The sequence below is a fragment of the Massilia sp. UYP11 genome (assembly GCF_050434805.1).
Classification (GTDB): domain Bacteria; phylum Pseudomonadota; class Gammaproteobacteria; order Burkholderiales; family Burkholderiaceae_D; genus Telluria.
This window is the reverse complement of sequence record NZ_JBNDJE010000003.1, coordinates 375,680-388,596: the sequence shown is the minus strand read 5'-3', so window position 1 is coordinate 388,596 and position 12,917 is coordinate 375,680. Positions and strand designations below refer to the sequence as shown.

General features: G+C 69.5%; 10 protein-coding genes. All 10 read right to left on the bottom strand.

Features of this window, described 5'->3' with window-relative positions; genetic code table 11:
• Position 1 precedes the first annotated feature (1 nt).
• From ABIB38_RS08390 to ABIB38_RS08345, 10 genes are read right to left on the bottom strand one after another with little or no spacing between them, the layout of a single operon-like run.
• Complete coding sequence (locus tag ABIB38_RS08390; RefSeq protein WP_429203303.1) at positions 2 to 1,090, bottom strand: porin; 1,089 nt, start codon at positions 1,088 to 1,090, stop codon at positions 2 to 4.
• Positions 1,091 to 1,126: 36 nt separating this feature from the next.
• Positions 1,127 to 2,578 (bottom strand): aldehyde dehydrogenase family protein, encoded by a 1,452-nt coding sequence (locus tag ABIB38_RS08385; RefSeq protein ID WP_429203302.1) that lies wholly within the window; start codon positions 2,576 to 2,578, stop codon positions 1,127 to 1,129.
• 17 nt (positions 2,579 to 2,595) lie between these two features.
• Entirely contained in the window at positions 2,596 to 3,402 is an 807-nt protein-coding gene (locus tag ABIB38_RS08380) for an enoyl-CoA hydratase/isomerase family protein (protein ID WP_429203301.1), read from the bottom strand.
• Between the two features lie 30 nt (positions 3,403 to 3,432).
• Positions 3,433 to 4,047 (bottom strand): UbiX family flavin prenyltransferase, encoded by a 615-nt coding sequence (locus ABIB38_RS08375; protein ID WP_429203300.1) that lies wholly within the window; start codon positions 4,045 to 4,047, stop codon positions 3,433 to 3,435.
• The gene (locus tag ABIB38_RS08370; protein ID WP_429203299.1) at positions 4,044 to 5,513 is read right to left on the bottom strand and encodes a UbiD family decarboxylase; all 1,470 of its coding nucleotides are present in this window, start codon (positions 5,511 to 5,513) and stop codon (positions 4,044 to 4,046) included. Before ABIB38_RS08370 ends, ABIB38_RS08375 begins: the two co-directional genes overlap by 4 nt.
• The gene (locus tag ABIB38_RS08365; RefSeq protein ID WP_429203298.1) at positions 5,510 to 7,069 is read right to left on the bottom strand and encodes an AMP-binding protein; all 1,560 of its coding nucleotides are present in this window, start codon (positions 7,067 to 7,069) and stop codon (positions 5,510 to 5,512) included. The genes ABIB38_RS08370 and ABIB38_RS08365 overlap by 4 nt, the downstream gene beginning before the upstream one ends.
• A gap of 38 nt (positions 7,070 to 7,107) precedes the next feature.
• Positions 7,108 to 7,701, bottom strand: coding sequence for a (2Fe-2S)-binding protein (locus tag ABIB38_RS08360; RefSeq protein ID WP_429203297.1), 594 nt, complete (start codon positions 7,699 to 7,701; stop codon positions 7,108 to 7,110).
• A complete protein-coding gene (locus tag ABIB38_RS08355) occupies positions 7,698 to 8,516 on the bottom strand; it encodes an FAD binding domain-containing protein (RefSeq protein WP_429203296.1) in 819 nt (272 codons plus the stop codon). The genes ABIB38_RS08360 and ABIB38_RS08355 overlap by 4 nt, the downstream gene beginning before the upstream one ends.
• On the bottom strand, positions 8,513 to 11,536 hold the full coding sequence (locus ABIB38_RS08350) for a xanthine dehydrogenase family protein molybdopterin-binding subunit (RefSeq protein ID WP_429203295.1): 3,024 nt from the start codon (positions 11,534 to 11,536) through the stop codon (positions 8,513 to 8,515). Before ABIB38_RS08350 ends, ABIB38_RS08355 begins: the two co-directional genes overlap by 4 nt.
• A gap of 4 nt (positions 11,537 to 11,540) precedes the next feature.
• Entirely contained in the window at positions 11,541 to 12,896 is a 1,356-nt protein-coding gene (locus ABIB38_RS08345; protein WP_429203294.1) for an MFS transporter, read from the bottom strand.
• Between the last annotated feature and the right edge of the window lie 21 nt (positions 12,897 to 12,917).

Sequence of the window (12,917 nt, the reverse complement as noted above, 5' to 3'; positions counted from 1 at the left end):
CTCAGAAGTGGTGGCGCAGGCCCATCATGACGCCGGTCTGCGCCATGCCGACCCCGACCGTGCCGCCGGCATCCAGGGCCACCGCCGACGCGCCGTCGTTGTCCATGTGGCCCAACGAGGCGTAGACGTGGCTGCGCTTGGACAGGGAATACGTCAGCCGCGCCACCAGCATCGACACGTCGGACGGCGAGTCCTTGAGGTCGCGCCTGGCCCACTGGGCGTCGAGCGTGAACGGTCCCATCGGATGGCTCGCACCGACGTACCACAGGTTCGACAGCGACTGGCCGGTGGCGGCGTCGGTGTCACGGTGGATGACGCCGGCGCCGAGGCGGGTGGTTCCCAGCATCAGGTAGCCATTCAGGGTGGTGCGCACATCGCTACGCGCGCTGCTGGTCAGGCCGAAGGCGGCGCCGCTGTTGCCATGCAATTTGTCGTAAGAGCCGATCACGCCCCACTGTTTGGTGTCCCAGCCCAGCAGGGCCGTGTACTGGCGGCAGGCCTTGGCGTCGCCCGCCACTTCTCCGGCGCAGTTGGTGGCGGCCGGCCCGCCGGCGCTGGAGGCGTCGCGGCCGAAACTCCAGGTGGCGCCCGCCACCAGGTTGCCGAAATTGCCCATGTAACCGATCGCGTTGTCGGAGCGCGCGTTCGGCAGGTAGCCGTCGATGCTGCTGATGGCAAACAGGTTCGGCCCCATCACGTCGGTCTTGATGGTCGCGATGTACGTCATATTGACCTGGCGCCCGACCGTCAGCGTGCCCCAGTCGCTTTTCAGGCCGACGTGGGCGGCGCGGCCGAACAGGCGGTTGCCCTGGCCGAGCGCGCCGGTGTCCATGGCCAGGCCGCTTTCCAGCACGAAGAAGGCTTGCAGGCCGCCACCCAAGTCTTCGGTGGCGCGAAAGCCGATGCGCGACGGGAAGGAGCCGGTCAGCGACGGCACCTTGGTGATCGAGTCGCCCTCGGCGTCGGCATTGGTGGTGTGGACGACGCCGCTGTCGACGATGCCGTAGATCTGGACCGCGGATTGCGCGCTGGCGCTGGACGCGGCGATGCTGCAGGCGAGCGCGAGCGCGCCTCTGGTGAGGTGGTGCATGGTGTCTCCAGTTGTTGTAGTTTTATGGTGCGGTGTTCAGAGCAGGCCCGCGTCCCGGAAGATGTGCTTGGTTTCCAGGAAGTCCGCCAGTCCTTCATAGCCATGCAGGCGGCCGATGCCGCTGCGCCGGTATCCTCCGGTTTCGGCTTCCGCGAACAGGCGGTTGTGGTCGTTGATCCAGACCGTGCCGTTGCGCAGGGCGCGCGCCAGGCGCATGCCGCGGTCGCCGTCGCCGGTCCAGACGCTGGCCGACAGGCCGAATACGGTGTCGTTGGCGCGCGCCACCGCCTGCTTTTCGTCCTCGAAGCGTTCCAGCACCACGAACGGTCCGAAGATCTCCTCCTGCGTGAAGAACGCCGAGGCGTCGGCATGCGCCACCAGCGTGGGCGTCATGAAGTGCCCGCCGGCAGGCATGCCGTCGGGCCGGCCGCCGCGCAGCACGACTTCGTCGCACAGGTCCAGCGCGCGCGCCACGTCGGCCGACACGCGCAGGTGGGCGTCGGCGTCGATCAGCGGTCCCATGCCGGCGCCCGGCGTCGTTCCCGGCGCGACCACGATCGCCGCCAGCGCGTCCCTGAGCGCGTCCTTCATGGCGTCGTAGCAGGCGGCGTGCACCAGCACGCGGCGGGCCGCGGTGCACTGCTGGCCCGAGATGATCGTCGCCGCGGTCGCCAGCCGGCGCGCGACCGCCCCGACGTCGGCGTCGGGGAACACCAGGCAGCTCGACTTGCCGCCGAGCTCGAGCGACAGCTTCTTCATGGTCGGCGCGGCCGCGGCCATGATGCGCTGGCCGGTCAGGTTCGAGCCGGTGAAGCTCAGCACGTCCACGTCGGCCGAGGTGGTCAGTTCCTGGGCGGCCTCGCTGCCCTGTTCCAGCACCAGGTTCAGCACGCCGCGCGGCAGCAGCTCGACCGCAGCCAGTTCGTGCAGGACGGCGGCGCTGATCTGCGCGGTCTGGTGCGCGGGCTTGACCACGACCGTGCAGCCCGCCGCCAGCGCCGGCGCCAGCGACCGGATCAGCAGCACGATCGGCGCGTTCCACGGGATGATCAGGGCGGCCACGCCGGCCGCTTCGCGCAGCGTCGCCGAATAGGCGCCCGGCTCGACTTCCATGAAATGGCCGGGAATGTGGCGCGCAAGACCCGCGTAATAACGGATCTCCGAGATGGCCGCCGCCATTTCGCCGCGCGCCTGGGGCAGCACCTTGCCGTTCTCCAGGGTCAGCAGGGACGCAAGTCCAGTGCACCGCTCCAGGCGGTCGGCCCATTGCAGCAGCACCATCTGGCGCTGGCGCGCATCGTGGGCCCAGTGCGATTCGTCGAAGGCCCGGCGCGCGCTGGCGATGGCGCGCCGGGCGTCGTCCTTTGTACTCGCGGCGAAGCGGCCGATGACGGCGCCGCTGGCCGGATCGTGGCTGGCGCCGGTGGCGCCGCCAGCCGCGTCCTGCCACTCGCCGTCGATGTAGTTCCGTGCGTGCAGATCGCTCATGTAGGCGCTCTCCCCGCTCAAGTGCCGTTGAACACCGGAGGACGCTTGGCGTGGAATGCCTCGACGCCCTCGCGGAAGTCGTTCGACGAACGCAGGCGGCTGTAGCAGTGGCCCTCCAGCTCGATGGCGATCGACAGCGGCGAATCCTCGGTATCGTTCAGCAGCTTCTTGGCGGTGCGCTGGGCGATCGGCGAGAACGCGCGCAGTTCGTCGACCAGGCGGTCGGTGGCCGCTTCCAGTTCGGCGTCGGGCACGCATTCGGTGGCCACGCCCCAGTCGTAGGCCTGCTGGCCAGGGATGCGGCGCGAACGCATCACGATGTCCTTGGTGCGGGTGATGCCGACCATCTTCTGCAGGCGCGCCGAACCGCCCGAGCCCGGGATCTGGCCCAGCTTCTGTTCCGGCAGCGCGTAGAAGGTGGTGTCGGTGACCAGGCGGAAGTCGCAGGCCAGCGAGATCTCGAAGCCGACGCCGAAGCAGAAGCCGCGATTGGCGGCGATCACCGGCTTGCTGCAGCGGGTCGGGGCGGCGACGTTCCAGGCCAGCTTCGACACGTGCTCGGGGCTCGCCTCCAGGAAGCCGCGGATGTCGCCGCCGCTCGAGAAATGCTGGCCGTCGGCGCGCAGCACGATCACGCGCACGCGCTCGTCTTCGTCGAGCGACTCGAACACCAGGCGCAACTGCTCGCGCTGGGTCATCGAGATGATGTTGAACGGGCCGTTCGACAGGATGATGTCGGCGCGCTGGCGCCCGGCGTCGATCTCGACCCGGAAGCCTTCGAGATTTGCCAGCAGGCTATGGGCGGGGTGGTTCAGTTGGGTCATGTGGTTCTCCTGGTGTTATCGGTTGTATGGTTAGAATCTGTCCGTGCGCGCAGCGCCGTCGGCGCCGGCCCTGGCCATGCCTTCCCAGCGCTTCACGAGGCCCTGGTGCGGCAGGTCGAACAGGTCGAGCAGGCGCCCGACGGTGTGGTCGACCAGCTCGTCGAGCGAGTCTGGCCGGGTGTAAAAGGCGGGCACCGGCGGGAACACGATCCCGCCCATTTCGGTCACCGCCGTCATGTTGCGCAGGTGCGCGAGATTGAGCGGCGTCTCGCGCGCCACCAGCACCAGCTTGCGGCGCTCCTTGAGCACCACGTCCGCGGCGCGCGTGACGAGGTTGTCGGCCAGCCCGTGGGCGATGCCCGCCAGCGTCTTCATCGAACACGGCGCCACGACCATGCCGGCCGAGCGGAACGAGCCGCTGGCGATGGTGGCGCCGATGTCCTTCACGTTGTGCACCACGTCGGCCAGCGCCTCGATGTCGGCGCGCCGCAGGTCGAGCTCCTGCTGCGCGGTCATCACGCCGGACGCCGACATCACCAGGTGGGTCTCGGCGACGCCGGAGGCGCGCAGGTGCTGCAGCAGGCGCACGCCGTACACCGCGCCGCTGGCGCCGGTGATCGCGACGATCAGGCGCGGTCGGTTCATGCGCGCACCGCCGCGTCGCTCCAGTTGATCGTGGCGCCGCGTACTATTTCCTGGTCGAGATCGATCTCGCGCTCGCCGGGAATGGCGACCTTGGTGAAGACGTGGCCGTGGTAGGCCACCGGCTTGGTCGCGTCCAGCCCCATCTTGGCGCTGATTCCCTGCAGGTGCGGCGGCGCGACCTCGCCGTCGTGCATCTGGCCGATCGTGGTCGAGGGATCGAGCGCCGAACCCTGGGCACCGGCGATGACGATCAGGTCGCGGTCGGCCTGGAAGCGCGTGGCCACCGCCCATTCGACCTGCTGCGGGTCGTGCACGTCGACGTCATCGTCGACGATCGTGACCTGCTTGATGTCGTAGTGGGCGCCGAAGGCGCCGAGGATCACGTTGCGCGGCTCGCCTTCGCGCAGCTTGCGGAACTTGACGAACAGGTGGTAACGGCCGACGCCGCCGACCGACAGGTGCACGTCCAGCACGTTCGGGAAGCTGCGTTGCAGGTGCGCCAGCATGGTCGCCTCGCGCGGGATCGAGCCGAGCAGCAGGTGCTCCATCTCGGCCGGCACGATGGTGTGGAAGATCGGCTGGCGGCGATGGGTCACCGCGGCGACCGCGATCACTTCGCGGTTCTCGCGTGCGCTGTAGTATTTCGGGAATTCGCCGAACGGGCCTTCGGGCTCGCGCACTTTCGGCAGCAGCTTGCCCTCGATGACGATTTCGGCGCTGGCCGGCACGCGGATCTCGCTGGTGCGGCACTTGACCACCGGCAGCGGCGCGCCGTGCAGGGCGCCGGCGATCTCCAGTTCGTCGAAATCGATCGGCGTGATGGCCTGCGAGGCGAGCAGGGTGAGCGGATCGGCGCCGATCACCACCGCCACATCCAGCGCCTGGCCCTGGTCCTCGGCCGCCTTGTAGAACGCCAGCAGATGGCGCGGCAGCATCAGGATCGCCATGCGGTCGGGACCGTGCACCTGGATGCGGTTGATCGATACGTTCTGCACGCCGGTGACGGGATTGCGGGCGATGACCAGGCCGGCGGTGATGTAGGGGCCGTTGTCATGTTCGCTGTGCGTCGGGATCGGCAGCAGCGCATGCAGGTCGCCGGCCGTTGGGCCGCCGAAGTCGTGCACCACCTGCTGGCAAGGCGCGGCGGCGGCATCGACCTCGCGCCACGGCAGCGGATTGTCGACGGCGCGGCGGAATGCGCCGAGCAGGTCCGCCTGCTCGACGCCCATGGCCTCGGCGATCCAGGCGCGGCGCGCCACGAAGCCGGACACGACGGGCAGGTCATGGCCGTCGGGGCGTGGGAAGAAGGCAGCCTGCTTGCCGTCGAGGCGCTTGGCGATCGCCGCCAGCGTGTGCCTGAGCGGCACGCCTTCGCGGATCACGGCCAGGCGGCCGGTCGCTTCGAGGTGGGCCAGCCAGTGGCGCAGGTCGCGCGCCTTGTGGTTCGGGAGCTCGGTGTTGTTCATGGCTTGGTGTCTCCAGGTTCGGTGGCGGCCGGCGCCGCCACGACGTCGTACTCGCCCGCCACCAGCTTGCGGCGCAGGATCTTGCCGACCGGCGACTTCGGAATCTCGCGCACGAACACGTATTCGCGCGGGCGCTTGAAGTTGAGCAGGTCGGAATTGCGGCAGTATTCGTTGAGCGCTTCGGCGCTGACGGCGCCGTGCAGCTTGACGAAGGCCACCACCTTCTGGCCCCAGCGCTCGTCGCGCAGGCCCGCCACGGCGACTTCGTCGACCGACGGATGCAGCGACAGCACCGACTCGATGTCGACCGGCGAGATGTTCTCGCCGCCGCTGATGATCATGTCGTCCATGCGGCCGGTGACGAACAGGTCGCCGTCGGCGTCGATGTAGCCCGTGTCGCCGGTGAAGTACCAGCCGGCGCGGATCGACTTGGCGTCGGCGTCGGGGCGGTTCCAGTAGCCCTCGAAGGATTCGTCGCCCTCGAGGTCGCAGATGATCTGGCCCTCTTCGCCCGGCGCCGCCAGGGTGTCCGGTCCCTCGGCGGTGAGCGGCACCACGCGCAGGCGCGTGTTGATGCCGGCGCGTCCGGCGCTGCCGGCCTTGCGCGTGGCGTCCTGGTCGATCGCGAAGGTGTAGACCTCGGACGAGCCGTAGTGGTTGACGAACAGCTCGGGCTTGAAGGTCTCGGTCAGGCGCTTGAGCAGCCCGTCCGGCATCGGCGCGCCGGCGAAGCCCAGCTTGGTCACCGACGAGATGTCGGCGCCGTTCTTTTCGCGCCAGGCCAGCATGTCGTGGTACAGCGTCGGCACCAGGTACAGGTTGGTGACGCGTTCCTGCTCGATTGACTGGAATGCGGCGGCGCAGTCGAATTTGGGAACGCACACGAAGCGGCCGTCGATCAGCGCCATCGCCAGCAGCGAGCGCACGCCCATCGTGTGATAGAGCGGCATGACGCCGAGCGTGCATTCGCCGCGCCGGTACAGGTTCTGCGCCACGTGGCCGAGCGCGGCGGCGCGTTCGGCGCGGTGACGGCGCGGCACACCCTTGGGCTTGCCGGTCGTGCCCGAGGTGTACAGCATCAGCGAGATGTCGTCGCTGCGGGCCTGCAGGATCGGCGCCGCGGGCGCCTGCGCCAGCAGGTCGTCGTAGGCGAGGGTGCCGCCGTCTACGCCGCCGACGGCGATGCGCGGCAGCGCGCTGGCGGACAGGCTCGCCAACACCGCCGGCGCGCTCACTGCTTCGAACGCGACCGCCTTGGCGCCCGAGTCGACCGCGCAGTACTCGACTTCGTCGGGCTTGGCGCGCCAGTTGAGCGGCGTGGCGATCACGCCCAGGAACTGGCAGGCCCAGTGCAGCGTCGCCATTTCGATGCGGTTCTGCAGCACCAGCAGCAGATGGTCGCCGCGCCGCAGGCCGAGCGCCGACAGGCCGTTGGCGACCCGTTGTATCCGTTCATGCCATTCGGCATAGGTGAGGCGCTGCTCGCCGTCGACGACAGCCAGCGCATGCGGGCTGCGTTCGACGCTTTGCAGGAATGTGCGTCCAAGATCGAGCACGGTGTTCTCCTTGTCGTTGTTGTGATGTGGGGGCGGCGTCAGGCGTCGACCAGGCGCGCCTGCTCGGCTGCGCCGATGCCGGCGTGGCCGGGGCCGTCGGGGTGGGCGCCGGGGGCGCGCGGCTTGCCAAGCCGGTCGGCGGCGGTTTCCAGCACCGCGCGCACGATGTTGGTGTAGCCGGTGCAGCGGCACAGGTGGCCCGACAGCATCGCGCGCACCTCGTCTTCGCTCGGATCGGGATTGCGGCGCAGGTAGTCGCTGCACGACATCATGATGCCGGCGGTGCAGAAGCCGCACTGCAGCGCGTGATTGCGGCGAAACGCTTCCTGGAGGTCGGACAGGCCGTCTTCGCCCGCGGCCTTGCGCGCGCGGTCCAGGCCCTCCACCGTGTCGATGCTGCAGCCTTCGGCCTGCACCGCCAGCGTCATGCACGAACGTCCGGCGACGCCGTCGATGGTGACCGTGCAGGCCCCGCAGACGCCGTGCTCGCAGCCGACGTGGGTGCCGGTGGCGCCCAGTTCCTGGCGCAGGAAGTCCGACAGCAGGGTGCGCGGTTCGCAAATGCCGCTGCGCTGCTGGCCGTTGAGCACCAGCGCGATGCGCACGACGTCGTTCTTGCGGTAGGTCTTCATGTGGAGGCTCTCCGGATCGCGGTGGCGCCGAGGTGGCGCACCAGTTGACGCCTGAACTTGGCCGAGGCGTGATGATCGTCCTTCGCCTCCAGTTCCCAGGCGAAGTCATTGATGGCGTGGTCGAGGTCGGCGCCGGACAGGCGCGGCCAGGTCTTCATGCGCGGGCGGTCCGATACGCCGCCGACCGCCAGCCGGATGCCGTCTTGGCCGACCACGGCCGCCACCGCGCATACGGCGAAGTCGCCGTGGCGGCTGGAAAATTCCTCGAATGCGTAGCGCTCGCCCGCACGCGCGAGCGGGTAGCGCGCTTCCTCGACCAGTTCGTCGGGTTGGCGCGCCGTCATCAGCATGCCCTGGAAGAAATCGGCGGCGGCGACGACGCGCCGCCCGCGCCGGCTGCGCAGCGCGACCTCGCCCTGCAGGGCCAAGAGCGCCAGCGGCAGCTCGGCGCTCGGATCGGCATGGGCGATCGAGCCGCACACGGTGCCGCGGTTGCGGATCTGGAAGTGCGAGATGTGCGGAAACGCCTGCGCCAGCAGCGGCACCTCGGCGGCCAGTTGCGCGCGCCACTCAACGGCGCCCTGGGTCGCGGCGGCGCCGATCGCGAGATGGGTGTCGCCGGCGCGCACGTAGTTCAGGTCGGGGACCCGCGAAATGTCGATCAGCACGCTGGGCTGGGCCAGGCGCAGGTTCAGCACCGCCATCAGCGACTGGCCGCCGGCGAGGATGCGGGCGTCGTCGCCGGCCTCGGCCAGCAGCGTCACCGCCTCGTCGGCGCTGTCGGGGCGCGCGTAGTCGAATGCTTGTGGTTTCATCGTTGTACTCCAATCAGGGCCAGCAGACGGCGCCACAGGCCGCGCTCCTGGCCGGCGCCGGCCTGCGGCAGTGCGCCCTGGCCGCCGGCTTCGCGGCCGAGCTGCTCGAACAGCTGGCCCAGGACGATCTTGGCCGCGCCTTCGAGCATGCGGCTGCCCACCGCCGCGACCTTGCCGGACACTTCGGCCGAATAGTCGTAGCGCAGCAGGGTGCCGCCATCGGCCGGTTCGAGCGTCACCAGGCCGCTGCCGCTGGCGCTGCCGACCGCCGACAGGCCGGAGCCGGCCAGGCGCAGGCTGCGCGGAGGATCGAGTTCGGACAGCGCCACTTCGGCCGCGTAGCGTGCCTTGATCATGCCCACGCCGACGCTGACGTCGGCGCGGTAGCGGTGTTCGCCGGCCGGTTCCAGCGCATTGCAGCCGGGGATGACCTTGGCCAGCGCGACCGGGTCGAGCAGGACCCGGAACACGGCCTCCGGCGGCGCCGCCAGCACGACTTCGCCGCGCGCGGACAGCGCCTTGCCGCCCTTGCCGGCGGTGGCCGGCGCGGGCGCCGGCATCGCCTGGCGCAGGGCCGCGGAGGGCGGCGGTTCGTCGGCGCCGATCAGCGCCATGACTTTCGACGGCGTCAGCGGGAGCACGATGTCGGCCACGCCGAGCGCATCGGCGACCGCGTTGCCGATGCAGGGCGGCGTGCTCATGTTGTTGCCTTCGCCGAGGCCCTTCGCGCCCAGCGGCGTGAACGGCGACGGCGTCTCGATGTGGATGATCTGCGGCTCGGGCACCTCGCAGGTGGTTGGCACCAGGTAGTCGGCGAAGGTGCCGGACTGGAAGCTGCCGTCTTCGCCATAGCGGAATTCTTCCATCAGCGCCGCGCCCAGGCCCTGGGCGAACGCGCCGCGGATCTGGCCGTCGGCCAGCGCCGGATTCAGGATCTTGCCGGCGTCGTGGGTGGTGACGTACTTGTCGATCGTGACGCGGCCGGTGTTACGGTCGATCTCGACCCCACACACGTCGAAGGCGAAACCATAGGCGGCCGAGGTGTTGACGCGGTCGTCGTCGTCGGGCGCGCCCAGTTGCGGCGCGCTCCAGAACGCGGTTTCGCGCAGGCCCAGTCCGACGCCCTCCGGCAGCAGCGCCGGCGCCCAGTGCGGGTTGGCGGCCATGCGCGGGAACGGCAGCGCGCGCGCCGGGTCGTCCTTGGCGTGCACGAGGCCGCCGGCGAACACGACATTGGCGGCGTCGACCCCCAGCTGCGGCGCGGCGATGGCGGCCAGCTTGTCGCGGATCTGCATGGCCGCCAGGTGCACGGTGCCGGCCACCGCGCCGGCGAAGCGGCTCGAATAATTGCCGGCGGCGACCGACCAGGCATCTTTCTGGGTGTCGAATTCGACGTTCACCGCCACCTGGTCGGGATCCACGCCCAGCACGTCGGCCACCACCTGGGCGCAGACCGTGCGGTGGCCCTGGCCGGCGGGCGCCGACGCGATCGTGACATTGATGCCGCCCAGCGGATCGATGGCGACGGTGGCCGAGGCGATCGCGCCGTTCTTCGGTCCTGCCTTGGCGCGCGCTTCCTTGGGCAGCGCGTTGGTGATGTAGCCCATGTTCGAGATCGACGGCTCGATGATGGCAGCGAAGCCGATGCCATACAGCCGGCCCTCGGCGCGCGCGCGGTCGCGCTTCGCGTACAGCTCGGCCAGGCCGCCTTCGCTGGCGACCAGTTCCAGCGCCCGCTGGTAGTTGCCCGAGTCGATCAGGGCGCCGGCCGCGGCCGGATAGGGGAAGGCGTCGGCCGGAATGAAGTTGCGGCGGTACAGGTCGACGGGGTCGATGCCCAGCTCGACCGAGATGCGCTGCATCAGGCGTTCCAGCGCGAAGTACACCTGCGGGCCGCCGAAGCCGCGCACCAGCCCGGCGGGAGTCTTGTTGGTCAGCACCACGCGGTTGCGCACCGCCAGGTTCGGGATCGCATAGGCGCCGGTCAGGCAACCGTGCATGCGGTAGAAGGTGGCAGGTTCCGGCGCCCGCAGGTAGCCGCCGACGTCGTCGAGCTGGTCGTAGTCAAGCGCCGTGATGCGCCCATCCGCCTCGACCGCGGCGCGGATGGTGGACTGGCGGCTGGTGGCCGAGGTCAGGCCGCCGAGGTGCTCGAGGCGGTCTTCGACCCATTTCACCGGCGCCCCGGCCTTGCGCGATGCCAGGCACATCAGCACCGCGTACTGGAACACCGCCTGCTTGACGCCGAAGCTGCCGCCCGAATCGCGGAAGGTGCGGTGGCGCAGCTTGTGGCCCGGCACCCGCAGCGCCAGCGCCATCACCGTGTGCAGCGAGAACGGTCCCATGAAGTTCGAGGCGACGTCGTAGCCTTCCTCGGCCGACAGGTAGTCGGCCACCACCACCGCGCACTCGATCGGGGTGCACGAGTTGCGCGGGTAGCGCACGCTCAGTTCGACCGTGTGCGCGGCCCGGGCGAACGCCCCTTCCGGGTCCCCGTAGCGAAAGCTGCGGTCGCTCGCGATATTGGTGCCGACGCCGTCGTGCAGCACCGGCGCCTCTGGCGCGATGGCGGCATCGATCGAGGTGACCGGCTCGAGCCGGGTGTAGTCGACCACCAGCAGGTCGGCCGCATCCTCGGCCAGGTAGCGTGTGTCGGCCACAATCACCGCCACCGGTTCGCCGGCATAGCGCACCCGTTCGCGTGCCAGCGCCCACATTTCCATCGACGCCTTGACGCCGACGACGAACGGCTTCGACCAGGCGGCCAGGTCATCCCCGGTCAGCACCGCCCGCACGCCGGGGGCTTGAGCCGCCCGCGTGCTGTCGATGCCGTTGATCAGGGCATGGGCATGCGGCGCCCGGACGATCGCCGCGTGCAGCGTGCCGGGCTTGACGCCGACGTCGTCGCCGAACTGGCCGCGGCCGGTCAGCAGCGACGCGTCTTCGATACGTTGCAGGGAACGCCCGATGAAGGGCGCCGGCGGCTGCCGCTCGGCGGATCGAGCGTTTGTGTTTTCCATTCTGTCAGGCTCCAGGCGCGGCAGGTTCGTCGAGCTTGCCGATGGTTTCGGGAATGACCAGGGCGCCGATCAGGAAGATCACGCTGATGCCCGCCAGGAACAGGGCCAGCGACATCGGCACGTCGGACGGCATGGGCGAGGCCAGCGACACGAAGGTCGGCAGCACGCCGCCGATGGCGAAGCCGATGTTCCATGACAGGCCGGTGCCGGTGGCGCGGATCTCGGTCGGGAAGCGTTCGTTCAGGAAGATCAGGAGCGGCGCATAGCCCATGCTGCCGAGCATGCTGAACACGATGACGTAGATGGCCAGCGTGAAGGTATCGGTCACGCCGGGCATCAGGAGCGCGATGGCGGGCAACATGATCAGGCGCGCCACGCCGACCCAGACGAAGGTCTTCTTGCGGCCGATGAACGTACTGAGGTGGCCGGTAGCGATCGACGCGACGATGACGCCGACGCTGGCCAGCATCAGGATGAAACCGGCGGTCTCGGAAGGCGTGCCGTTCACCACTTTCAGGAAGGTCGGCAGGAAGCCCGAGGTCAGGTAGTAACCGGCGCCGCCGCCCAGGGTCAGCAGCAGGTTGACCAGCAGGATGTTACGGTATTTGCCGGTGAACAGGGTGCGGACCGGGTTGGCGGTCGGTGCTGCGGTGGCCTTGCGGAGCGCCTTTTCCGCCTGCAGCTTCTTGAACATCGGCGACTCTTCGAGCTTGCCGAAGATGGTGATGCCGAGCACCGCGCTGATGATGCCGGTGAAGAACATCCAGCGCCAGCCCCATTCGTCGAACTGTTCGCCCGGGAAGATGGCGGACAGCACCCAGAAGGTGAACGACGCGAACAGGGCGCCCAGGCCGGCGCCGCCGCCGCCGATCAGGCCCGAGACCGCGCCGCGCCAGCGCGGCGACACCGATTCGGTGCCGATGGTGTGGGTCGATGCGACCACGCCGCCCACGAACACGCCCTGGATCAGGCGCAGGAGGATGAACAGCACCGGCGCCATGACGCCGATGCTGGCCACCGTCGGCAGCAGGCCGAAGGCGGCGGTGGACACGCCGACGCCGACCATCGAGGCGATCATGGCGGCCTTGCGGCCCTTGCGGTCGGCGTAGGAACCGAACAGCGCCGAGCCGAGCGGGCGCATCAGCAGGGTGACGCCGAACGAGGCGTACACCGCCGCCAGCGACAGCATCGCGTGCTCGGACGGGAAGAACAGGCGGCCGATGATCGGCGCCACGTACAGCAGGATGAACAGGTCGTACAGGTCGAGCGACCAGCCGACGCACGAGGCCACGACGGCCCTGAACGTGTTGCGGTCGTTCTCCTTTGCGGTTGTTACAGTATCGGGTGTTGCCAGCGCCATGGTTGTCTCCTGTGGAATGAT

Bases quoted from the DNA above. Each gene is read 5' to 3' on its own strand.
- ABIB38_RS08390 (WP_429203303.1), bottom strand. From the start codon at position 1,090: ATGCACCACCTCACCAGAGGCGCGCTCGCGCTCGCCTGCAGCATCGCC.
- ABIB38_RS08385 (WP_429203302.1), bottom strand. From the start codon at position 2,578: ATGAGCGATCTGCACGCACGGAACTACATCGACGGCGAGTGGCAGGAC.
- ABIB38_RS08380 (WP_429203301.1), bottom strand. From the start codon at position 3,402: ATGACCCAACTGAACCACCCCGCCCATAGCCTGCTGGCAAATCTCGAA.
- ABIB38_RS08375 (WP_429203300.1), bottom strand. From the start codon at position 4,047: ATGAACCGACCGCGCCTGATCGTCGCGATCACCGGCGCCAGCGGCGCG.
- ABIB38_RS08370 (WP_429203299.1), bottom strand. From the start codon at position 5,513: ATGAACAACACCGAGCTCCCGAACCACAAGGCGCGCGACCTGCGCCAC.
- ABIB38_RS08360 (WP_429203297.1), bottom strand. From the start codon at position 7,701: ATGAAGACCTACCGCAAGAACGACGTCGTGCGCATCGCGCTGGTGCTC.
- ABIB38_RS08355 (WP_429203296.1), bottom strand. From the start codon at position 8,516: ATGAAACCACAAGCATTCGACTACGCGCGCCCCGACAGCGCCGACGAG.
- ABIB38_RS08350 (WP_429203295.1), bottom strand. From the start codon at position 11,536: ATGGAAAACACAAACGCTCGATCCGCCGAGCGGCAGCCGCCGGCGCCC.
- ABIB38_RS08345 (WP_429203294.1), bottom strand. From the start codon at position 12,896: ATGGCGCTGGCAACACCCGATACTGTAACAACCGCAAAGGAGAACGAC.